The organism is Mesorhizobium sp. B2-6-2 (genome assembly GCF_006440615.1).
In the GTDB taxonomy this organism is placed as follows: Bacteria; Pseudomonadota; Alphaproteobacteria; order Rhizobiales; family Rhizobiaceae; genus Mesorhizobium.
In genome coordinates this window covers 403829-426209 of record NZ_VFUG01000001.1, presented here as the reverse complement: position 1 = coordinate 426209, position 22381 = coordinate 403829, and the positions used below count along the sequence as shown (strand labels likewise).

The following is a 22381-nucleotide window of genomic DNA, read 5'->3' as shown; positions in this document are numbered from 1 at the left end:
GGCGTTATGCCACAATGGCACTCTTCGCCGGCCGGCCCGCCACATAGACCTCGCGCACGACGCGATCGTCGCCCAGCGTCTGCAGCAGGAAGAGCTCTTCCGCCAGCGTCTCCACCGTCTCCATCCTAAGCCGCATGCCCGGTGTGGCATGAGCATCGAGCACGACGATGTCGGCATCGCTGCCTTCGTCCAGCGTGCCGACCCTGTCGGCCACCGACAGGGCTTCGGCATTGCCGCGCGTCAGCTGCCAGAAGGACTGGAACGGATTGAGCTTCTCGCCGTTCAGCGCGATCACCTTGTAGCCTTCATCCATGGTGCGCAGCATCGAATAGTTGGTGCCGCCGCCGACATCGGTGGCCGCCGCTATCCTGAGCGGCTTCTTGCGCCGGCGATAGCGCTGATAGTCGAACAGGCCGGAGCCCAGGAAGAGATTTGAGGTCGGGCAAAACACCGCCACCGAACCCGATTGCGACAGCGCGTCCGCCTCGCGTTCCGACAGATGGATGCAATGGCCGAACAGGCCCTTTTTGCCGAGCAAGCCGTAATGTTCGTAAACGTCGGTATAATCGCGCGACCAAGGGTAGAGCTCCTGGGTGAAGGCGATCTCGGCGTGGTTTTCCGACAGATGCGTCTGCATGTGGAGATCGGGATGCTCACGGCAGAGTGCACCGGCCATTTCCATCTGCTCGGGCGAGGAGGTGATGGCGAAGCGCGGCGTGATGGCATAGAGTTGGCGGCCCTTGCCGTGCCATTCGGAGATCAGCGCCTTGGTATCGTCATAGCCGGTTTGCGGCGTGTCGAGCACGCCGTCGGGCGCATTGCGGTCCATCATCACCTTGCCGGCGATGTTGAGCATGTTGCGTTCATGCGACTCGGCAAAGAAGGCTTCCGCCGACGATTTGTGCACGGAGCAATAGGCCGCGACCGTGGTCGTGCCGTGGCGCAGCATTTCGTCGAGAAACAGCCGCGCGATGCGGCGGCCATGCTGCGCGTTCTGGAACTTCGCCTCTTCCGGAAAAGTGTATTTGTTCAGCCAATCCAGCAGTTCCGCACCGTAAGACGCGATGATCTGCATCTGCGGAAAATGCACATGCGCGTCGATGAAGCCGGGCAAGATGAGATGCGGACGATGGTCGATCGTCTCGACACCGGCGCCGGCCTTCTTCGCGACTTCGGCATAGGAGCCGGCGGCAACGATCCTGCCGTTCTCGATCAGCAGACCGCCATCTTCCTCGTAGCGCCAGGCGGAATGATCGTCGACCGCTTCGGGCCAGCGTAGGAAGGAGAGCGTGCGGCCGCGCAGAATTTTCGCTGTCATGCTTATTTTCCAGCGCCTTCGAACCAGGCGACCAGAAGGGCCCGTTCCTGGTCGGTTATCTGGGTCACGTTGGCGGGCGGCATGGCATGCGCCCGGCCGGCCTGGATGTAGATCTCGCGCGCATGCTCGGCGATGCGCTCATCGGTGTCGAGCAGCACGCCCTTCGGCGCATGGTAGATGCCTTCATAGACCGGCTCTTGCGTGTGGCACATCGAGCAGCGGCCGAGCACGGTGTCGCGCACGGCCGGGAAATGCGCCGATGCGATGTAGACCTGCGCGGCGGCGGATGCGGCGGAGATCTTGGGCTCGCCGGTCAGCACCTTTGGCACGGTCGACAGCCAGATGATGATCATGAACAGCACGGCCGCGCCCAACCAGGTCCAGGTCGGGTTGCCTTTGCGCGCGTGCACCGTGTTGAAATAATGCCGGATCAGCACGCCGATGGTGAAGACCAGCGAGGCTATGACCCAGTTGAACTCGGTGCCGAAAGCTAGCGGGTAGTGGTTCGACAGCATCAGGAACAGGACCGGCAAGGTCAGATAGTTGTTGTGCAGCGAGCGCTGCTTGGCAATCTTGCCGTATTTAGGGTCTGGCTTGCGGCCGGCGATCAGGTCGGCGACGACGATCTTCTGGTTAGGGATGATGACCATGAAAACATTGGCCGACATGATCGTGGCGGTGATGGCGCCAAGATGCAGGAAGGCGGCGCGGCCGGTGAAAAGATGCGTCAGTCCCCAGGCGATGAACACCAGCACGCAATAAAGCACCAGCATCAGCCCGGTGTCGCTTTTGCCCAGCGGCGAGCGGCAGAGCAGGTCGTAGACGATCCAGCCGACGCCGATGGTGGCCAGCGACAAGAGGATGCCGACCGGCACCGAGATGTTGAGCACGCTGGGATCGATCAGGAAGAGATCGGCGCCGGCGTAATAAACCACGCAGAGCATGGCGAAGCCCGACAGCCAGGTGGCGTAGGATTCCCATTTGAACCAGGTGAGGTGCTCCGGCATCTCGGCCGGCGCCACCAGATATTTCTGGATGTGGTAGAAGCCGCCGCCATGCACCTGCCACTCCTCACCGAAGGCGCCGGCGGGCAGGCCGGGGCGCTGGCGCAGGCCGAGGTCGAGGGCGACGAAATAGAAGGACGAGCCGATCCAGGCGATGCCGGTGATGACATGCAGCCAGCGGACCGCGAAGCTCAGCCAGTCCCAGAAAATCGCGAAATCCATCATTGCATTCGTCCCTGCCGATGAGAGCGACTTTACGGTCTGGCGCGCAAACGAAAAGAGGCGAGGTGCGCGATGACTTTCAAAAAAAAATGGAAAATACTAGGGTTGCCTAAGGTATGTGAGGATTCAGGTCAGGCCGAGCCGAAAACGGCGGGTTTCGAGAACCGGAGCGGAGCGTAGTTCAAGTACGTGAGCACCGGAAGCGCGGGAACCCGGCGTTGGCAGGCCGGCATCACCTGAATCTCCACACATCTTCGCGCAGCCGTTTAAGAGCCACGAAACCCACATGGCCTATCTCGACAACATCGCCGTCTTCGTTCGTGTCGTCGAACTCGGCAATCTGTCGGCGGCGGGGCGCGACATGCGCATCTCTCCGGCGGTCGCCTCCAACCGGATCAAGGAGTTGGAGAAACATCTTGGGGTGCGGCTGTTCAACCGTACGACAAGGCAGTTGATGCCGACCGAGCATGGCACCGTGTTCTACACCGGCGCCAAGCAGGTGCTGGACGCGATCACCGAGGCGGAAGCGGCGGTCGCCGCGCTCTCCGGCCAGCCACGCGGGACCATCAGGGTTACGGCGCCGCTCGGCCTCGGCCGGAGGCTGATCGCGTCAGGCATTCCGGACTTCCACGACAAGTATCCCGATATCGAGGTGCGGCTTCGGCTTTCCGACCACAATGTCGATATCATGAAAGAAGGCATCGACGTCGCCTTCCGGCTCGGCATCATCGAGGATTCCAGCCTCAGGATGCGCGGCATCATGGAATGCGAGCGCGTGCTGGTGGCGGCGCCGAAGTATCTGGAAGCGCGCGGCGAGCCGGCAGAAGCGCAGGAACTGATCGGCAAGAAGCACGACTGCCTGATGCTGCGCTATGCCGGCGCGCGCGAATATGTCTGGACGCTGCAGACGCCGAACGGGCCGCAGAAATTCGAGGTGCACGGTCCCTATGACACCGACGACGGCGACGTTCTGACCGGCTGGGCACTGTCGGGGCGCGGCATCATTAACAAGCCGCGCTTCGAGGTCGAGCCGTTCATCCGCGACCGGCGCTTGAAGGTGATCCTGCCCCAGGCGCCGCCGACGCCGGTGCAGTTTGCCGCCGTCTATCCGCACAAGAAGCTGCAGGATCCGAAGGTGCGGCTGCTGCTCGACTTCATGGCCGAGCGCTGCCAGCGGCTGATCAAGGACCTCCTGGCCGGAAAGTAACGGCCGGCAGTGTTGCGTCGCGATTCCGGACGGAAGGCTACGGCGAAAGGCGCCGAGCCTAACCGCGGAGCATTTTTCCTGGAACTGCTTCAGATCAGTCCAATAGCCTGGCCGTTCCGGACACCCTGATCGAGCTGCCGGGCGACGGCGGAATATCGGCATGGAGCCGAGAGCGCATGCCCATGTCTTCGCCCTGGACGATGTCTATCGCGCCGCCATGCGGCCAGCCGAGATCGCGCAGATAGCCGGCAAAGGCGGCAGTCGCCGCACCCGTCGCCGGATCCTCGTAGACGCCGCCCGATGCGAACGGATTGCGCGTGTGGAAGAGGCGCGGCGTCTCGGCGTAGGCGATCAGGATGGTGACCAGACCCTCGCGCCGCATGAAAGACTGGCCTTTCTTGAGATCATAGGACATGGCGGCCAACGCCTGGCGCGACTTCAGCGCCAGCACGAGATGATCGGCGCCGCCATGGATGAGCGCAGGTACAATGGCGAGATCGAGATCGGCCGGCTCATAGCCAAACAAGGCGAGCGCTTCGCCGACCAGTTCGGCCGACGCAGGCCTGCTGCGCGTCGGTGGCGACTGCAGGGCGGCGGCAAAGTTGGCGCCATCGCGAAAGCCTTCGACGGTGATGTCCGCCTGGTTGAGGGTCAGCTTGAAGGTGCCGTCGCCGAACTTTCCGACCAGCGCCGCGCCCAGCGCGATCGTGGCGTGGCCGCAGAACGGCACTTCCGACTCCGGCGAAAAATAGCGCACGCGCCAGCCGCCGCCTTCGGGCGCCGCGAAGGCGGTTTCCGAGAAGCCGACATCGGCCGCGACGCGCTGCATGTCTGCGGCATCGGGCAAGATATCGCCGATGACCACGCCGGCGGGATTGCCACCGGTGTTTCCGTCCGAAAAGGCGGCGATCTTCAATACGTCCATGTTCCTGACCCGTTGTCCGTGAGGCGCAACAAACACGTTTCGCGCCGCTTTGGGAAATGAGGAAAGCAGCAAGCAGCGGTGAGCGCCAGTCACACCTGCAATCGGGGATGGTGCCCCTCGATCCAACGCGGAACGAAATTCTGGTCATCGCCGTTCTCACGATTGGCGGCCGCCCGGGCCGCCTTCAGCTTTCATCAAGCGACGCAGCGGGACAGGAGCCGACCATGGACGCCATCGTCACCAAGAACGACCTCAAATCCGATGCCAAGAAGGAATCGATCGATTTGCTCAACGCTAGGCTTGCCGACGCCATCGACCTGGCGCTGATCACCAAGCAGGCGCATTGGAACGTCAAGGGCCCGCAATTCATCGCCATCCACGAGATGCTGGACGAATTCCGCGAGGAGATCGACGGCCATGTCGACATTATCGCCGAGCGCGCCGTGCAGCTCGGCGGCACCGCGCACGGCACCTCGCAGGAAGTGTCGAAGGCTACCAAGCTGAGGCCTTATCCGACCGACATCCACAAGACCAGGGATCATCTGGCGGCGCTGATCGACCGCTATGCCACGGCCGCCAAGCTGACCCGCGAAGCAATCGACGAGGCCGACGACGCCGGCGATCGCGATACGGCGGACATCTTCACCGCCTATTCGCGCTCGCTCGACAAATTGCTATGGTTCCTCGAGGCGCACACGCAGGAAAAGGAATAGCCACACGCTTCCCGGCTTTCACAACACGGCCGGCGGACTTAGCCGGCCATCATCTTCTCGGCGCCGGCGGCCCTTGGCGCCTCGACGGTGTGCGCCACCAGCGACGTCATGATCTCTGCGGCGGCGAGCGCGGCGATTACCGGCGGGCGCTTGTCCTTCACCGCATTGCCGCCGATCGGCGAGACGAGCCGGGCGAACTGCGCTTCGCTACCCTCGGCGGATTTCAGGAACCAGTTCCTGAAGGTCGCCTTCTTGGTCTTCGAGCCGATCATGCCGACATAGGCGGTGTCGTCACGCTTCAGCGCCTCGGCAACGATCAGGAAATCCAGCGCATGATCATGGGTCAGGATCGCGAAGGCCGATCGCGCCGGCGCTTGGCGCACCACGGCTTCGGGCATTGGCGTCAGCCGCGTCTCCACCGTTTCCGGCATGCCTTCCAGTGCCTCGGCGCGGGTCTCGACGACGACGACGTGGATCGGCAGCAGCGCCAGCGACGCGGCCATCGCCTGGCCGACATGGCCGCCGCCGAACAGATAGACATGCGGCAGATGCGCCTCGTCCGCTTCAGCCTTGGCGATCAGCTGCTGCTCCAGCGAAGCATCGACGAGGCGGATCGACACTTCGACGCGGCCGCCGCAGCACTGGCCGATTTCCGGTCCAAGCGGGACGTCTAGCGTGGCGCAGACTTCATCGACCTCGACGCGGGTTTCGGCGGGAGATTGCGGCCGCGGCCCTCCGCCCAGCATCTGCCGCGCCTTGTCGATCGCCATATATTCGAGCTGGCCGCCGCCGATGGTGCCGAAAATCGACGATGCCGAGACAAGCATGAAGGCACCGGCTTCGCGCGGCGTCGAACCCTTCGTCGCCGCCACCTCCACCAATGCAGCCCAGCCGACCCGGCCGAGGAATTCCTTCAGCTGTTGCGCCTTCGAGTTCATCGTCTGCATTTCCACTTGGGAAATATAGGGTTTTTCGGCCCGAATTGCACGTTTCAAGCCAGCTTCGCGGCCTCCCGCTTGAGCCGCTCGATCGCCATCAGCACCCGTTCCGGCGTCGCCGGCGCATCGAGGCGTGGACAAATCTTGTGATCGGCAACGCTCGCGACGGCGTCCGACAGCGCATGCAGCACCGACATGCCGTGCGGCAGCGGTGGCTCGCCGACAGCCTTGGAACGATGAATGGTCGGTTCATAGGCAGACGACCAGTCGGTCAACTTGACGTTGAAAATCTTTGGACGGTCGGACGCGAGCGGGATCTTGTAGGTCGACGGCGCATGCGTGCGCAGCCGGCCGCCGTCGTCCCACCACAGCTCCTCCGTCGTCAGCCAGCCCATGCCCTGGATGAAGCCGCCCTCGACCTGGCCTAGATCGATCGCCCGGTTCAGCGAGCGGCCGGCGTCATGCAGGATATCGGTGCGCTCGACGACATATTCGCCGGTCAGCGTATCAACCGAGACCTCCGAGCAGGCCGCGCCATAGGCGTAATAGTAGAAGGCATGGCCGCAGCCCTTGCTGCGGTCCCAATGGATCTTCGGGGTCTTGTAGAAACCTGCCGCCGAGAGCTGGATGCGACTGACATAGGCCTGCTTGACCAGATCGTTGAAGGCCACTTCCTGGTTGCCGATGCGCACCCGGTTGGGCAGGAACACGACCTGGTCGAGCGGCACCTGATATTTGTCGGCGGCGAAATCGGTCAGCCGCTTACGGATCTGGCGGGCGGCGTCCTGCGCTGCCATGCCGTTGAGGTCGGCGCCGGACGACGCGGCCGTGGGCGACGTGTTCGGCACCTTGGCGGTGGTGGTGGCTGTGATCTTGACCCGGTCGAGGTCGATCTGGAACTCCTCGGCCACAACCTGCGCCACCTTGAGGTGCAGGCCCTGGCCCATCTCGGTGCCGCCATGGTTCATATGCACGGAGCCGTCGGCATAGACATGCACCAGCGCGCCGGCCTGGTTGGCCTCCGTCTTGGTGAAGGAGATGCCGAACTTCACCGGCGTCAGCGCCAGTCCGCGCTTGATGAAGCGGCTGTTGTTGTTGAAGGCGCTGATCTCGCGGCGGCGGCGCGCATAATTCGCGCTTTCCTCCAGCTCGGCCACGATGCGCTGGATGATGCAGTCCTCGACCTTCTGGTGATAGGGCGTGACGCTGCGCTCGCCGATCGCCTCCATTGGGTCGTAGAAATTCAGCTTGCGGATCTCGAGCGAGTCCTTGCCGACGGCGAAGGCAACCTCGTCGATGACGCGCTCCGCGCCGACCATGCCTTGCGGGCCGCCGAAGCCGCGGAAGGCGGTGTTGGACACGGTGTTGGTGTAGAGCGGCGCCGATTTCGCATGCACCGCCGGATAGAAATAGGCGTTGTCGCAGTGGAACAGCGCGCGGTCGCCGACCGGACCGGAGAGGTCGGCGGAGAACCCGCAGCGCAGCGCATAGGTGAAGTCGACGCCCAGGATGTTGCCCTCGTCGTCGAAGCCGACCTCGTAGTCGATGGCGAAGTCGTGCCGCTTGCCGGTGGCGGTCATGTCCTCGTCGCGGTCGAGCCGGATTTTCACCGCGCGCTTCAGCTTCTTGGCGGCGATTGCCGCGATGGCCGCGCACTGGTTTGCTTGGGTTTCCTTGCCGCCGAAGCCGCCGCCCATGCGGCGCACTTCGACTGTCACCGCATGGCTCGGCACGCCGAGCGCATGGGCAACCAGATGCTGCGTCTCGCTCGGGCCCTGCGTCGAGCAATAGACGACGACCTCGTCGTCCTCGCCGGGGATGGCAAGAGAAACCTGGCCTTCGAGATAGAAATGATCCTGGCCGCCGAGCCACATGCGGTTCTTGATGCGGCGCGGAGCGGCGGCAATCGCCGCGGCGGCATCGCCGCGCTTCAGGATCAACGGGGTGGTGACCTGCTTGTCGTTGACCGGGTCGAGATTCCAGATGTCGATGACGGCCGGAAGCTCGTCATACTCGATTTTTGCGAGACGCGCCGCGCGGCGCGCTTCCTCACGCGTCTCGGCAATCACGGCGAAGATCGGCTGGCCGTAGAACTCAACCTTGCCTTCGGCAAGCACCGGATCGTCATGCATGTTGCTCGGCGAAACATCGTTCTCGCCGGGAACGTCGGCATGGGTCAGAACGTCGACGACGCCCGGGGCTGAGCGCACCTCCGACAGGTCGACGCTTTTCAGCGTGCCGTGCGCGATCTTGGAGAGGCCGAGGCCAATATGCAGCGTGCCGGCAGGCTCCGGCATGTCGTCGATATAGACGGCGGCGCCGCTGACATGCTTGTGCGCGGAATCGTGCCGCTGGTCGGTGGCGACACCGCCGGCGATCTTTTCCGCCTTGAGGTTGGGAGTGGCGTGCTTGTTCATCAGGCGGCCTCGTTGCGCGAGACCTGGAACGGCGCCTTCGTTCCCGTCGTCTCGATATAGAAGCGCAGCAGAAGGTTCCTTGCCGCCAGCGCCCGGTATTCGGCGGTCGCGCGCATGTCGGTCAGCGGCTTGAAGTCGCCGGCATATTCGGCCATCGCGGCCTCCACGGTCGCTTCGTTCCAGACCTTGCCGATCAGCGCCTTCTCGACCGCCGCGGCGCGCTTCGGCGTTGCCGCCATGCCGCCATAGGCGATGCGGATGTCGGCCACCGTTCCATCCTTGGCCAAGGTCAGGTAAAATGCCCCGAGCGTCGCGGTGATATCCTCATCGCGCCGCTTGGTGACCTTGTAGACGGCAAACTTCGTTCCTTTTGCCGGCAAGGGCACATGCACGGATTCGACGAATTCGTCGGGCTGTCGGTCCTGCTTGCCGTAGGCGATGAAGAAGGTTTCGAGCGGTATCGTGCGACGGACCTGACCCTTGCGCAGCGTGAGCTGCGCGCCGAGCGCGATCAACGGCGGCGGCATATCGCCGATCGGCGAGCCGTTGGCGATGTTGCCGCCGATGGTGCCCATGTTGCGCACCTGTTCGCCGCCGATGCGGTCGACGAGCGGTCCCAAAGCCGGGATGCGCTTCGACAGCGTCTCGAAGGCTTCGGTGTAGGTCACGCCGGCGCCGATGGTGATGACGCCGTCTTTTTCCGAGGTCGTACGCAAGCCGTCGAGGCCGCCGATGAAGATCGCCGGCGAGATGTCGCGCATGTGCTTGGTGACCCACAGGCCGACATCGGTCGAGCCGGCGACGATGGTGGCGCCCGGTTCCTTCTCGAGCAAGGCGGCGAAATCGTCGACGCTGGCCGGCACGATCAATCGCGCCTTGCCCGAGCCGATCTCGACCCTGGCGCCATCGCGCAGTGCTTTTAGCCGTGCGGTGATGTCCTCGCGTTCCACGGCCAGCGGATCCTTAGCCGCCTTGCCATAGCTCGAAACGGCGTGCGCGGCGCGCATGATCGCCTCATAGCCGGTGCAGCGGCAGAGGTTGCCCTGCAGCGCCTTTTCGATCACCGCGTTGGACGGATCGGGCGTTTTCATCCACAACCCGTAGAGCGACATGACGAAGCCCGGCGTGCAGAAGCCGCATTGCGAGCCGTGGAAATCGACCATCGCCTGCTGCACCGGATGCAGTTTTTCACCGTCGCCGCGCAGATGCTCCACCGTCACGACATGGGTGCCGTCAAGCGAGCCCATGAAGCGGATGCAGGCATTGACGCTTTCATAGACGAGACCTTCGGCGGAAAGCTTGCCGACCAGCACCGTGCAGGCGCCGCAATCGCCCTCGGCGCAGCCTTCCTTGGTGCCGCGCAACGAGCGGTTGAGCCGCAGCCAGTCGAGCAAAGTCGCATCGGGCGCGACGTCTCTCAGCGCCACGCCGTTGCCGTTCAAGATGAAGCGTATTTCGTTGCGGGTCTCAACCATGTCTCAGCTCCCCCGATAGGTCGAGTAGCCATAGGGCGAAATCAAGAGCGGGACGTGATAATGCAGCTTCTCCGCCATGCCGAAGCGGATCGGCACGATGTCGAGGAAAGCAGGTTGCGGCAAGTCGATCCCTTGGCCGCGCAGATAGTCGCCGGCGGCGAAGACCAGCTCATACTCGCCGGTGCGGAAATCGGCGCCGGCGAGCAGCGGCGCGTCGCAGCGCCCGTCATCGTTGGTGGCGACGGTCTTGAGGTGCGTGCGGCCCTGGCCCTCGATGCGAAAAAGGCCGATCGACAGGCCCTTGGCAGGCCGACCGGTCGCGGTGTCGAGCACATGGGTCGTCAGGCGCCCGCCATCGGCTTTCGACGTCTCTGCCACTGGCCGCCTCCCATCCCGGTTCAGTTTCAGGTCAATTGTGCGCCAATTAAAGGCTATGCATAAGCCCCGGTCGAGCGGAGCATGGCAAAAAGCACTTTCAAAAATTTTCGGGGGAATGCATCCGCACTCCTTTCGATATCTTCATCTCGACCATCGGGCAGGAGCGGCAATGCGTTACGATCGGGACATGCGCGGTTACGGGGCAAATCCGCCGGACCCAAAATGGCCCGGCGGTGCGCATGTGGCGGTGCAGTTCGTCGTCAACTATGAAGAGGGCGGCGAGAACTGCGTGCTGCATGGCGACAAGGCTTCGGAAGCGTTCCTGTCCGAAATCGTCGGTGCCGCCGCCTGGGTCGGCCAGCGCCACTGGAACATGGAATCGATCTATGAATACGGCGCGCGGGCCGGCTTCTGGCGGCTCCACCGGCTGTTCACCGAAGCGCAAGTGCCGGTGACCTGCTACGGCGTCGCCACCGCGCTGGCGCGCTCGCCCGACCAAGTGGCCGCCATGCAGGCGGCTGGCTGGGAGATCGCCTCGCATGGCCTGAAATGGATCGACTATCGCGACCACTCCGCCGAGGACGAGCGGCGCGATCTCGAAGCGACGATCAAGCTGCATTACGAGGTGACCGGCGCGCGGCCGACCGGCTGGTACACCGGCCGCACTTCGGTCAACACCGTGCGGCTCGTCGCCGAGGAAGGCGGCTTCGACTATGTCTCCGACACTTATGACGACGAACTGCCCTACTGGTTCGATCGCGACGGGCTGGAGAAGCCGCAGCTCATCATCCCCTACACGCTCGACGCCAACGACATGCGCTTCGCGACACCGCAGGGCTTCAACTCCGGCGACCAGTTCTTCGCCTATCTGAAGGACAGCTTCGACACGCTCTATGCCGAGGGCAAGGCGGGCCGGCCGCGCATGATGAATATCGGCCTGCATTGCCGGCTGGTCGGCCGTCCCGGACGGGTCGCGGCGCTGAAGCGCTTCGTCGACTATGTGAAATCGCATGACAAGGTCTGGCTGACACGGCGCATCGACATCGCCAGGCATTGGCGCGAGACGCATCCTTACCGGGCGCCGGCACTGCGGCCGTCGCGGATGGGGTTCGAGGAATTCGTGCATGCCTTCGGCGGCGTGTTCGAGCATTCGCCCTGGATCGCCGAGCGCGCCTACGAACTGGAACTCGGGCCCGCGCATGACAGCGCCGGCGGCCTCCACAACGCGCTCTGCCGCGTCTTCCGCGCGGCAACGGAGGCCCAGCGGCTGTCCGTGCTCAACGCCCATCCGGACCTCGCCGGCAAGCTGGCGGCGGCCAAGCGGCTGACGCCGGAATCGGCCAAGGAGCAGGCGTCCGCCGGGCTCGACGCGCTGACCGACAAGGAACGCGAGCTGTTCTCGAAACTCAACGCCGCCTATGTCACCACCTTCGGCTTCCCCTTCATCATCGCGGTCAAGGGCAAGACCAAGGACGAGACCCTGGCGGAGTTCGAGGCGCGGATCGGCAACAGCCGCGGCACCGAATTCGAAACCGCCTGCAAACAGGTCGAACGCATCGCGCTGCTTCGCCTGAAAGACATGCTGCCACTCTAATGTTTGTTTTTCTGTTGACGCAATTCCGGACCGAAAACCACTTCACACTTTTCCTGGAATTGCTCTGAGGGTCAGGACCACATGGATATGATCAAGACCGCCGAGCGAACCTATTACGCCCCGCATGGCGGCCATCCCGGCCAGAACGAGCTTCTGACCGGCCGCGCCGTCTTCACCGAGGCCTATGCGGTCATCCCCAAAGGCGTGATGCAGGACATCGTCACCAGTCCGCTGCCGTTCTGGGACGAGACGCGGGCCTGGATCATCGCAAGGCCGCTCTCGGGCTTCGCCGAGACCTTCTCGCAATATATCGTCGAGGTCCTGCCCGGCGGCGGCAGCGACCGGCCGGAACTCGATGCCGGCGCCGAGGGCGTGCTGTTCGTCGTCGAGGGCGAGCTCACCGTATCGCTTGCCGGCAAAAAACATGTGCTTGCCCCCGGCGGCTTTGCCTTCCTGCCGCCGTCGAGCGGCTGGACGGTGCGCAACGAGAGCGGCAGCGCTGCCCGCTTCCACTGGATTCGCAAGGCCTATGAGGTGGTCGACGGTCTCGACGCGCCGGAAGCCTTCTTCTCCAGCGACCAGGATGTGGCGCCGAGCCCGATGCCGGGCACGGAAGGGCGCTGGGCAACGACCCGCTTTGTCGACCCGGCCGACATGCGCCATGACATGCATGTCACCATCGTGACGCTGAAGCCCGGCGCGGTCATCCCCTTCGCGGAGACCCATGTCATGGAGCACGGGCTCTATGTTCTGGAAGGCAAGGCGGTCTACCGCCTCAACCAGGACTGGGTCGAGGTCGAAGCCGGCGATTTCATGTGGCTGCGCGCCTTCTGCCCGCAGGCCTGCTATGCCGGCGGCCCCGGCAATTTCCGCTACCTGCTCTACAAGGACGTCAACCGTCACGCCAGGCTTGGCGGCTATCTTGGAGGCAAGGCGCGGTGAGCCGCATTGTCGCCCAGCCACTCACCCGCGAGACCTTCGCGCCCTTCGGCGACGTCATCGACATGGGCGGCGACAACCGCTACCCGATCAATGGCGGCAAGGCGATGCGCTATCACGACCTCGCCACGGCGGAAGCTGCGGGCCCGAATGCGCGCGTGCTGATCTCGATGGTGCGCGGCACGCCCTATGAGATGCCGCTGAAGCTGATCATGGTCGAGCGCCATCCGCTTGGCAGCCAGGCCTTCATCCCGCTGTCGCCGCGGCCGTTCCTGGTGGTCGTCTGCCATGACACCAAGGATGGCCCGGGTGAACCGCAGGCCTTTCTCGCCGGCCCCGGACAAGGCATCAACTACCGCCGCAACCTTTGGCACGGCGTGCTGACGCCGATCGGCGAGGAGCAGGATTTTCTCATCGTCGACCGCGGCGGCGACGGCTCCAATCTCGAAGAGTTCCATTTCTCGCATCCTTACGAGATCCACTTTCCCTGAAAGCTCGCGATTCCCATGACCGACATTTCGCTGATCGACCGCCTGCTCGATGTGATCGAGCACGACATCGTGCCAAAGACGGTGCAAGGCGTCGCCCGCGGCAACAAGCTGTTCGGCGCCGCGATCCTGCGAAAGGACGACCGGTCGCTGGTGCTGGCCGAGACCAACAACGAGACGGAAAATCCGCTCTGGCATGGCGAGGTGCATTGCCTGAAGCGCTTCTACGAGATGCCCAAGGCCGAGCGCATCGACACCAAGGATGCGCTGTTCATCGCCACGCACGAACCCTGCTCGCTCTGCCTGTCGGCGATCACCTGGACCGGTTTCGACAATTTCTACTACCTCTTCAGCCACGAGGATTCGCGCGACAGTTTTGCCATCCCGCACGACCTGAAGATCCTGAAAGAGGTCTTCACCCTGGATCCAGGCGGCTACAATGCCGAGAACGCCTATTGGAAGAGCTTTTCCATACGCCGGCTGGTCAGGGCTTTGCCCGAGGCTGAGCGCAAGCGGCTGGAGGCTCGGATCGGCAGGATTTCGGCACGCTATGACGAGCTGTCGGAGGCCTATCAGGCAAGCAAGGCCGACAACGACATTCCGCTGAACTGAAGTGTATAGCCTACCTTACCTTCGCGTTTTTCAGCACTTCATTTATCCGTGCCTGCCAACCCTTACCGGTCGCCTTGAATTTTCTGACAACGTCCTGGTCGAGGCGGATGGAGACGACTTGCTTTGGTTTCTCCAGGGCCGGTCGGCCACGGGAACGCCTTATGCTCTCGAAAAGTTCCGGGAGCGCTTCCGCGAAAGGCTTGGCTTGTGCCAGCTGTTCGTCGGTCGCCTCCCCGTCCTCGGGATCGGCAGCAATCTGTCTTTGAATTTCGGCTTCGTCGGCATCGGTAAGCCGCCGAATGTGTGACTTAGTGTTGCTCATATACGGACCTTTCCTTTCGGCTGGCATGACGCATCGAGATCACCGAGATCGCTTCGGAACCAAGCGGCTTGAAGATCACGGCGAGAATGATCTCTCCAAATTCTCCAATCGCCTTCAGCCGACCGGCTTTGGCCGGGAGGACGATTGACGTGGCAAAAAACTCGATATCGAGATCGGCGAAGTCGAGACCCCGGCTTGCGAGGTTCGTCACCCGTTTTGGCTCATCCCAAACGATTTTCAGGCGAGATCATCCACTGTGTCTGCGTCGGGCCACGTGAATAAACGTAATACATAAATTACCCGGGGGATGCAAGAGGAAGCCGGGTAATCGAGGCTGCGTTCGCTAACGACCCAGGTCGCATTTTTTGATGCTCCAGTCGCGAATGGCGATTGAAAGTCGGCGCACCGCGGAGCGTTATGCGCTCCATGAAAACCGTCACCGAATTCCCCCGCAAGGTCGTCGAATTCCCCGATATGGGCATCGTCATGCCGGACGGCTGCCGGCTGTCGGCGCGCGTCTGGATGCCGCAGGACGCCACTGACGATCCGGTGCCGGTGATCCTCGAGCACCTGCCCTACCGCAAGCGCGACGGCACCATTTTTCGCGACCAGCTCACACATCCCTATTTCGCCGGGCACGGCTACGCCTCGATCCGCGTCGACATGCGCGGCAATGGTGATTCCGAAGGGCTGATGGACGACGAATATTCCGAGCAGGAATTGCAGGACGCCTGCGACGTCATCGCCTGGGCGGCCGCGCAGCCCTGGTGCAACGGCAATGTCGGCATGATGGGCATTTCCTGGGGCGGCTTCAACTGCCTGCAGGTGGCTGCCAAGCAGCCGCCGGCGCTTAAGGCAGTGATCAGCCTATGCTCGACCGTCGACCGCTATGCCGACGACATCCACTACAAGGGCGGCTGCCTGCTCTTGGAAAATTTCGGCTGGGCCTCGACGATGCTGTCCTATTCGTCGCGGCCGCCGGATCCGGCGATTGCCGGCGGCAATCGCTGGCGGGATTTGTGGCTTAGCCGGCTGGAGAACCAGTCTTTTCTCCTCCCGCTCTGGCTCAGCCACCAGCATCGCGACGCCTATTGGAAGCGCGGCTCGATCTGCGAGGATTTTTCGGCGGTGAAAGCGGCCGTGCTGTCGATCGGCGGATGGCATGACGGCTACCGCAACACGATTTCCCATCTCGTCACCGACATCGAGTCGCCGGTCAAAGGTATCGTCGGCCCCTGGATCCACAAATACCCGCATTACGCCGGGCCCAAGCCGGCCATCGGCTTCCTGCAGGAAGCGCTGCGCTGGTGGGACCGCTGGCTGAAGGGCGCTGGAACCGGCGTCGAGGCCGATCCGGACTACCGCGCCTATGTCATGGACAGCGTGCGGCCGGCGCGCAGGCATCCCGAGCGACCGGGCCGCTGGGTGGCGGAACAGGAATGGCCGTCGTCCAACATCAAGCTTGAGACGATCGAGCTCATCCCCGACGGCGCCAAGCCGGCGATCGTCGCGTCGCCGCAGACCTGCGGCCTTGCCGGCGGCGAATATTTTCCCTTCACCTTCGGGCCGGAACTGCCGGGCGACCAACGCCCCGATGACGCGCTGTCGGTTTGTTTCGACCAGACCGAGCTCGGCGAAGCGATCGACATTGTCGGGGCGCCGGAGCTCGAGGTCCAGCTCGCCTCCGACCGGCCGCAGGCCAACATCGCGGTGCGGCTCTGCGACGTGCATCCGGACGGCGCCTCGGAGCTGATCTCCTATGGCGTGCTCAATCTGACCCACCGCAACTCGCATGAATTCCCCGAACCGTTGGTTCCCGGGGAGACGGTTTCGGCGCGCGTCGTGCTCGACCAATGCGCCTATCGTGTGCCGGCCGGCCACAAATTGCGCATCGCCGTTTCGACCGCCTACTGGCCGATGATCTGGCCCTCACCGGAGCCTGTACGCCTTGATCTCGCGCAGGCGACGCTGAGGCTGCCGCTGCGTCCGCTGGCGAGAGGGGATGAGGTTTCGTTCCCCGAGCCGGAAGGCGCGACGCCATGGGCGACCGAGACGATCAGGCACGCGAATTCCGAACGCCATGTCGATCGCGACGAGAAGACCGGTCTGGTCACACTCTCCATAACCGACGATTTCGGCGAGGTGCGCGACATCGACCATGGGCTGGCCAATGGCAGCATCGTGCGCGAGACATGGACGATCCATCCCGACGACCCGCTGTCGGCCACCGGAGCCACGCATTGGACGCAGACCCTGTCGCGCGATGAATGGTCGGTGCGGACCGAGACTTTTGCCGAGATGCGATCGGACGCCGCAAACTTTATCGTCAGCGCCAGAATCGAAGCCTATGAGGGCGAAAAGCTGGTCTTCGAACGCGACTTCGAGCAGGCGATTCCCCGCTCGTTGGTTTGAGTCGAGGCAAGATTGGTCCAAATGCGGCGTACGATTTACGCCACCGCATGTCGCATTCGGTCTTGCCTGCAGCTTTCCCTTACGGTCATTATCTCCTCCAATAGCAAGAAACGACCCTAAGGTCGGATATCCAGAGTGAGGAACCTTAATGTCCAACGAACTCGACTATCTCAGCCGGCGAGTCGCGGCCGGAAAACTTAGCCGTCGCGATTTTCTCGGGCGCGCCGCGGCGCTCGGCGTCGCCGCCACCGTTGCCAACTCGCTGCTTTCCAACGCCGTGCGCGCCGCCGGCCCGGTCAAAGGCGGCACGCTGAAGGCCGGCCTGCAGGGCGGTGAATCCACCAACAGCCTCGATCCTGCGACCTTCCTTAGCCAGGTTCCCTTCGCCTTCGGCAAATGCTGGGGCGAAACGCTGGTCGAGCTCGCTCCGGGCGGCGGCGTCGAATACCTCATCGCCGAGGAGATCGGCTCTTCGGACGACGCCAAGACTTGGACGATGAAAATCCGCAAAGGCGTCCAGTTCCACAACGGCAAGGAAGTGACGCCGGACGACGTGGTGGCGACGCTGAAGCGCCACAGCGACGAGAAGTCCAAGTCGGGCGCGCTGGGCGTGCTGAAGAGCATCGACACCATCAAGGCCGATGGCGGCAATGTCGTGGTCACGCTGAAGGACCCGAACGCCGACATGCCTTACCTGATGGCGGACTATCACCTGATCATCCAGCCGAATGGCGGCATGGACAAGCCGGATGCCGGCATCGGCACCGGCCCTTACAAGGTCACCACCAACCAGCCCGGCGTGAAACATGGCGGCGAGCGCTTCGCCAATTACTGGCAGGCCGACAAATACGGCCATGCCGACCAGGTCGAGATCGTCGTCGTCAATGACCCGACGGCGCGCATGGCCGCGCTCCAGGGCGGCCAGGTCAACATGATCAACCGCGTCGAGCCGAAGATCGTCGATCTGGTCAAGCGGCTGCCCGGCGTCACCATCCGCGCCGCTTCGGGCCGCGGCTTCTATCCCTTCAACATGTTCTGCGACACCGCGCCCTTCGACAACAACGATCTCAGGATGGCGCTGAAGCTCGCCATGGACCGCGAGGAGATGCTGACCAAGATCCTGCGCGGTTACGGCGAAGTCGGCAACGACATGCCGGTCAACAAGGCCTACCCGCTGTTTGCAGGCGACTTCGAGCAGCGCAAGTTCGATCCGGAAAAGGCGGCCGCGGCCTACAAGAAGTCGGGCCATAGCGGCTCGATCCTGCTGCGCACCTCCGACGTCGCCTTCCCGGGCGCCGTCGACGCCGCCCAGCTTTATCAGCAGAGCTGCGCCAAAGCCGGCATCAAGATCGAGATCAAGCGCGAGCCGGGCGACGGCTACTGGACCGAAGTCTGGAACAAGCAGCCTTTCTCGCTCTCCTACTGGGGCGGCCGTCCGACCCAGGACCAGATGTACTCGACCGCCTATCTGTCGACCGCCGACTGGAACGACACCCGCTGGAAGCGCCCGGATTTCGACAAGATGGTGCTTGCCGCGCGCGGCGAGCTCGACGAAGCCAAGCGCAAGAAGATCTACCGCGACATGGGCGAGATCATGCGCGACGAAGGCGGCCTGATCGTGCCGTTCTTCAACCAGTTCGTCGACGCGACCGGCAAGGGCGTCGAAGGCTGGGTCGACAACCCGGCGCAGGAACTCAGCAACGGCCATGCGCTGATCGAGTGCTGGCTGCAGGCCTGATGAAGGATAAGGGAAGGGCTGGCGCAAGCCGGCCCTTCTCCGTTTTCATGACCCGCCCGAAAGGCGGGCGTCGTCCCTTCTTCACCATTGCGGGTTGCCGATGTCGTCTCCGATCCTGAGATTGGTCGCTCAGCGCGTCTTGCTGGGCCTGGTTCTTCTTTTGGCTGTTTCGGTGCTTATCTTCGCCGGCACGCAGATCCTGCCGGGCGACGTCGCCCAGGCGATCCTCGGCCAATCGGCGACGCCGGAGGCGCTGGCGAACCTGCGCGAGCAGCTCGGGCTGAACGACCCGGCATGGCTGCGCTACGTGCACTGGCTCTGGGGCATCCTGCATGGCGATTTCGGCACGGCGCAGTCGAGCGGACTGGACATCGCGACCTCGATCGGCACCCGGCTGAAGAACACACTGTTCCTGGCGACCTGCGCGGCGGTCGTCGCGGTGCCGCTGGCGATCATCCTCGGCCTCATTGCGGTGCGCTATCGCAACGGCTTCGTCGACAAGCTGATCTCCGGCCTTGCGCTGGCCTCGACATCGTTCCCGGAATTCTTCATCGGCTATGTGCTGATCTTCGTGTTTGCCGTGCACTGGCAGATCTTCCCGAGCATCTCGACGGTGGACGACTCCACGCCGTTCCTGGAAAGGCTGCAGGCCGTTGTGCTGCCGGCCACGGCGCTGACGCTGGTGGTGCTTGCCCACATGATGCGCATGACGCGCGCGGCGATCCTCAACGTCATGCAGTCGGCCTATATCGAGACGGCCGAGCTCAAGGGGCTGAAGGCCTTCGACATCATCCGCAAGCACGCATTCCCGAACGCGATCGCGCCGGTCGTCAACGTCGTCATGCTCAACCTCGCTTATCTCATCGTCGGCGTCGTCGTGGTCGAAGTGATCTTCGTCTATCCGGGCATGGGGCAGTATCTGGTCGACCATGTCGCCAAGCGCGACGTGCCGGTGGTGCAGGCGGTCGGACTGATCTTCGCCGCGGTCTACATCACGCTCAACATCGTCGCCGACATCGCCGCGATCGTGGCCAATCCGCGGCTGAGGCATCCGAAGTGACGGGGGCATCCGAAATGACGGGCCGGATGCAAGACGACCAGAAGGGGAACTGAGGCGAATGGCGCTACGACAAATCCCGATAACCGCCTGGGTGGGGCTGATCCTGACCGGCGCTTTCGCGTTCTGCGCCATCTTCGCGCCCTGGGTCGCGCCGCACGGCAATGGCGAGATCGTCGGCGACGTCTGGGAGCCGATGTCTGCCGCCCATTGGCTTGGCACCGACAATCTCGGCCGCGATCTCATCTCGCGCATGATCTACGGCGCGCGCATCACCATGGAGATCGCGGTGGCGGCGACGGCGCTGTCCTTCTCGCTGGGCGCGATCCTCGGCTTCTCGGCCGCGGTGTTCGGCGGCTGGTTCGACACGCTGATGTCGCGCTTCGTCGATCTTTTGATGTCGATCCCGACGCTGATCTTCGGCCTCGTCGTGCTTTCCGTGCTGCCGACCAATGCGCTGACCCTGATCCTCGTCATGGGCATCCTCGATTCGACCCGCGTCTATCGCCTGTCGCGCGCGGTGGCCGTCGACATCAACGTCATGGATTTCGTCGAAGCGGCCAAGCTGCGCGGCGAAGGCAAGGGCTGGATCATCTTCCGCGAGATCCTTCCCAACGCACTGTCGCCGCTGGTGGCGGAGCTTGGCGTGCGCTTCATCTTCGCCGTGCTCTTCCTGTCGGCGCTGTCCTTCCTCGGCCTTGGCGTGCAGCCGCCGGATTCGGACTGGGGCGGCATGGTCAAGGAAAACAAGGACGGCATCGTGTTCGGCATTCCGGCGGCGCTGATCCCGGCGGCTGCGATCGCTGTGCTGGCGATCTCGGTCAACCTCGTCGCCGACTGGGTGCTCAACCGCACGACGAGCCTGAAGGGAGGACGCGGCTGATGGCTGACAAGCAGGCGAAGACGCGGCCGATGGCCGACGGGCAAGCAGGCTCAGGCAAGCTCCTCGACATCCGCAACCTGCGCATCGAGGCGACCGTCTATCCGCCGGGCGAGGCGCCGAAAACCATCACACTGGTCCACGATGTCTCGCTGACGCTCGAAAAGGGCAAGGTGCTCGGCCTGATCGGCGAATCCGGCGCCGGCAAATCGACCATTGGCCTGTCGTCCATGGCCTATGGCCGCGGCGGCGTGCGCATCACCGGCGGCGAGGTGATCCTCAACGGCCGCGACATCATGAAGGCCGGACCAAGAGGCGTGCGGGCGCTGCGCGGACGCGAGGTGTGCTATGTCGCGCAGTCGGCGGCGGCGGCGTTCAACCCGGCGCACAAGCTGATCGACCAGGTGGTCGAGGCGGCCCTGCTGCACGGCACCGCGAACCGTGCCGAGGCCGAGAAGCGGGCGGTCGCGTTGTTCAAGAAGCTCAGCCTGCCCAATCCCGAGACGATCGGCGAGCGCTACCCGCACCAGGTTTCCGGCGGCCAATTGCAGCGTGTGATGACGGCGATGGCGCTTTGCTCGGAGCCCGACCTCATCGTCTTCGACGAGCCGACCACGGCGCTCGACGTGACGACGCAGATCGACGTGCTTGCAGCGATCAAGGACGCCATCCGCGACACCCATGTTGCCGCCTTGTACATCACCCACGACCTTGCCGTCGTCGCCCAGGTCTCGGATGAGATCATGGTGCTGCGCCACGGCCGGCTGGTGGAGTGGGGCGGCACGCAGCAGATCATCAAGGAGCCGCGCCAGGAATACACCAACGCACTGGTTTCGGTGCACGAGATCGAGCACCAGGAACAGCAGCCCGGCACAACGCCCTTCCTGTCGGTGAAGAATGTGACCGCCGCCTATGGCGGCGGCCATGTCAAGGTTCTGAAGAACGTCTCGGTCGACATCTACCCGGCACAGACACTGGCCGTCGTCGGCGAGAGCGGTTCCGGCAAGTCGACGCTGGCGCGCGCCATAACCGGCCTGTTGCCGCCCGAGCAAGGCACCGTCACCTTCGACGGCAGGCCGCTGGCCAACAGGCTGGCCGACCGGCCGAAGGAAGATCTGCGCCAGCTGCAGATGATCTACCAGATGGCCGACGTGGCGATGAACCCGCGCCAAACGGTAGGCACCATCATCGGCCGGCCGCTGGAGTTCTATTTCGGCATGAAGGGCCGCGAGCGCGACAAGCGCGTCGCCGAGCTGCTCGACGAGATCGAGATGGGCAAGGGTTTTATCGACCGCTACCCGGCCGAGCTGTCCGGCGGACAGAAGCAGCGCGTCTGCATTGCCCGCTCGCTGGCCGCCAAGCCGAAGCTGATCATCTGCGACGAGGTGACCTCGGCGCTCGACCCGCTGGTCGCCCACGGCATTCTCAAGCTTTTGCTGAACCTGCAGCAGCATGAAAAGGTCGCCTATTTGTTCATCACGCACGATCTGGCGACGGTTAAGTCGATCGCCGATTCGATCGCGGTCATGTATCGCGGCGAGGTGGTGCGCTACGGCGCCAAGAGCAAGGTGCTGACGCCGCCCTTCGACGCCTACACCGACCTTCTCCTGTCTTCCGTGCCGGAGATGGAGATCGGCTGGCTTGAGAAGGCGATCAAGGGCCGGCGCATGGCGAGCGCTGGAAACTAAAGCAATTCCCGTAGAGCCGTTAAGCGGCTTTCCGCACGGAATTGCGTTAAAACA

General features: G+C 63.7%; 20 protein-coding genes. 11 read left to right on the top strand and 9 right to left on the bottom strand.

Annotation, left to right across the window (positions count from 1 at the left end; all coding sequences use genetic code 11):
* Positions 1 to 4 precede the first annotated feature (4 nt).
* Both guaD and FJ419_RS02160 read right to left on the bottom strand, forming a co-directional pair.
* Positions 5 to 1318 carry a guanine deaminase gene (gene guaD / locus FJ419_RS02165; RefSeq protein ID WP_140687103.1) on the bottom strand — a complete coding sequence of 438 codons (1314 nt, stop codon included), beginning with the start codon at positions 1316 to 1318 and terminating at the stop codon, positions 5 to 7.
* 2 nt (positions 1319 to 1320) lie between these two features.
* Complete coding sequence (locus FJ419_RS02160) at positions 1321 to 2547, bottom strand: urate hydroxylase PuuD (RefSeq protein WP_140687100.1); 1227 nt, start codon at positions 2545 to 2547, stop codon at positions 1321 to 1323.
* Positions 2548 to 2830: 283 nt separating this feature from the next.
* On the opposite strand from FJ419_RS02160, the gene FJ419_RS02155 reads away from it, so the two are divergent.
* Complete coding sequence (locus tag FJ419_RS02155; protein WP_140545059.1) at positions 2831 to 3751, top strand: LysR family transcriptional regulator; 921 nt, start codon at positions 2831 to 2833, stop codon at positions 3749 to 3751.
* A gap of 94 nt (positions 3752 to 3845) precedes the next feature.
* On the opposite strand, the gene FJ419_RS02150 is transcribed toward FJ419_RS02155, so the two are convergent.
* Entirely contained in the window at positions 3846 to 4676 is an 831-nt protein-coding gene (locus tag FJ419_RS02150) for a PhzF family phenazine biosynthesis protein (RefSeq protein ID WP_140687097.1), read from the bottom strand.
* 224 nt (positions 4677 to 4900) lie between these two features.
* Here FJ419_RS02150 and dps point away from each other — a divergent pair, with 224 nt between their 5' ends.
* A complete protein-coding gene (dps, locus tag FJ419_RS02145) occupies positions 4901 to 5389 on the top strand; it encodes a DNA starvation/stationary phase protection protein Dps (protein ID WP_140687093.1) in 489 nt (162 codons plus the stop codon).
* A gap of 38 nt (positions 5390 to 5427) precedes the next feature.
* Here the strand turns inward: dps and xdhC are convergent, their stop codons facing one another.
* The 4 genes from xdhC to uraH are packed head-to-tail and all read right to left on the bottom strand — an operon-like array spanning position 5428 to position 10597.
* Positions 5428 to 6327: a xanthine dehydrogenase accessory protein XdhC gene (gene xdhC, locus FJ419_RS02140; RefSeq protein ID WP_140688116.1), complete on the bottom strand. Its 900-nt coding sequence runs from the start codon at positions 6325 to 6327 to the stop codon at positions 5428 to 5430.
* Positions 6328 to 6380: 53 nt separating this feature from the next.
* Positions 6381 to 8744: a xanthine dehydrogenase molybdopterin binding subunit gene (gene xdhB / locus FJ419_RS02135; RefSeq protein WP_140687091.1), complete on the bottom strand. Its 2364-nt coding sequence runs from the start codon at positions 8742 to 8744 to the stop codon at positions 6381 to 6383.
* Positions 8744 to 10219 (bottom strand): xanthine dehydrogenase small subunit, encoded by a 1476-nt coding sequence (gene xdhA / locus FJ419_RS02130; protein WP_140687089.1) that lies wholly within the window; start codon positions 10217 to 10219, stop codon positions 8744 to 8746. Before xdhA ends, xdhB begins: the two co-directional genes overlap by 1 nt.
* A 3-nt stretch (positions 10220 to 10222) precedes the next feature.
* Entirely contained in the window at positions 10223 to 10597 is a 375-nt protein-coding gene (gene uraH, locus FJ419_RS02125; RefSeq protein WP_140628674.1) for a hydroxyisourate hydrolase, read from the bottom strand.
* A gap of 169 nt (positions 10598 to 10766) precedes the next feature.
* Between uraH and puuE the strand changes: the two genes are divergently transcribed.
* The 4 genes from puuE to FJ419_RS02105 all read left to right on the top strand — a co-directional run bounded on the left by puuE (position 10767) and on the right by FJ419_RS02105 (position 14230).
* Positions 10767 to 12191, top strand: coding sequence for an allantoinase PuuE (puuE, locus tag FJ419_RS02120; protein ID WP_140687086.1), 1425 nt, complete (start codon positions 10767 to 10769; stop codon positions 12189 to 12191).
* Positions 12192 to 12272: 81 nt separating this feature from the next.
* Complete coding sequence (locus tag FJ419_RS02115) at positions 12273 to 13133, top strand: bifunctional allantoicase/(S)-ureidoglycine aminohydrolase (RefSeq protein ID WP_140628666.1); 861 nt, start codon at positions 12273 to 12275, stop codon at positions 13131 to 13133.
* Positions 13130 to 13621, top strand: coding sequence for an ureidoglycolate lyase (locus FJ419_RS02110; protein WP_140687084.1), 492 nt, complete (start codon positions 13130 to 13132; stop codon positions 13619 to 13621). Before FJ419_RS02115 ends, FJ419_RS02110 begins: the two co-directional genes overlap by 4 nt.
* Positions 13622 to 13636: 15 nt before the next feature.
* On the top strand, positions 13637 to 14230 hold the full coding sequence (locus tag FJ419_RS02105; protein ID WP_140687082.1) for a nucleoside deaminase: 594 nt from the start codon (positions 13637 to 13639) through the stop codon (positions 14228 to 14230).
* Positions 14231 to 14240: 10 nt separating this feature from the next.
* Here FJ419_RS02105 and FJ419_RS02100 read toward each other — a convergent pair whose 3' ends face one another.
* Both FJ419_RS02100 and FJ419_RS02095 read right to left on the bottom strand, forming a co-directional pair.
* Positions 14241 to 14552, bottom strand: coding sequence for a BrnA antitoxin family protein (locus FJ419_RS02100; RefSeq protein WP_140687080.1), 312 nt, complete (start codon positions 14550 to 14552; stop codon positions 14241 to 14243).
* Positions 14539 to 14793: a BrnT family toxin gene (locus tag FJ419_RS02095; protein WP_140687078.1), complete on the bottom strand. Its 255-nt coding sequence runs from the start codon at positions 14791 to 14793 to the stop codon at positions 14539 to 14541. The genes FJ419_RS02100 and FJ419_RS02095 overlap by 14 nt, the downstream gene beginning before the upstream one ends.
* A 185-nt stretch (positions 14794 to 14978) precedes the next feature.
* Here FJ419_RS02095 and FJ419_RS02090 point away from each other — a divergent pair, with 185 nt between their 5' ends.
* From FJ419_RS02090 to FJ419_RS02070, 5 genes are all read left to right on the top strand, one after another.
* Entirely contained in the window at positions 14979 to 16964 is a 1986-nt protein-coding gene (locus tag FJ419_RS02090; protein ID WP_140687076.1) for a CocE/NonD family hydrolase, read from the top strand.
* 148 nt (positions 16965 to 17112) lie between these two features.
* Positions 17113 to 18702: an ABC transporter substrate-binding protein gene (locus FJ419_RS02085; RefSeq protein ID WP_140628650.1), complete on the top strand. Its 1590-nt coding sequence runs from the start codon at positions 17113 to 17115 to the stop codon at positions 18700 to 18702.
* Positions 18703 to 18802: 100 nt separating this feature from the next.
* A complete protein-coding gene (locus FJ419_RS02080) occupies positions 18803 to 19762 on the top strand; it encodes an ABC transporter permease (RefSeq protein ID WP_140628647.1) in 960 nt (319 codons plus the stop codon).
* A gap of 58 nt (positions 19763 to 19820) precedes the next feature.
* Positions 19821 to 20642, top strand: a complete 822-nt coding sequence (locus FJ419_RS02075) for an ABC transporter permease (protein WP_140547072.1) — start codon at positions 19821 to 19823, stop codon at positions 20640 to 20642.
* Positions 20643 to 20671: 29 nt separating this feature from the next.
* Positions 20672 to 22327: an ABC transporter ATP-binding protein gene (locus tag FJ419_RS02070; RefSeq protein WP_181170609.1), complete on the top strand. Its 1656-nt coding sequence runs from the start codon at positions 20672 to 20674 to the stop codon at positions 22325 to 22327.
* The last annotated feature ends 54 nt before the right edge of the window (positions 22328 to 22381 follow it).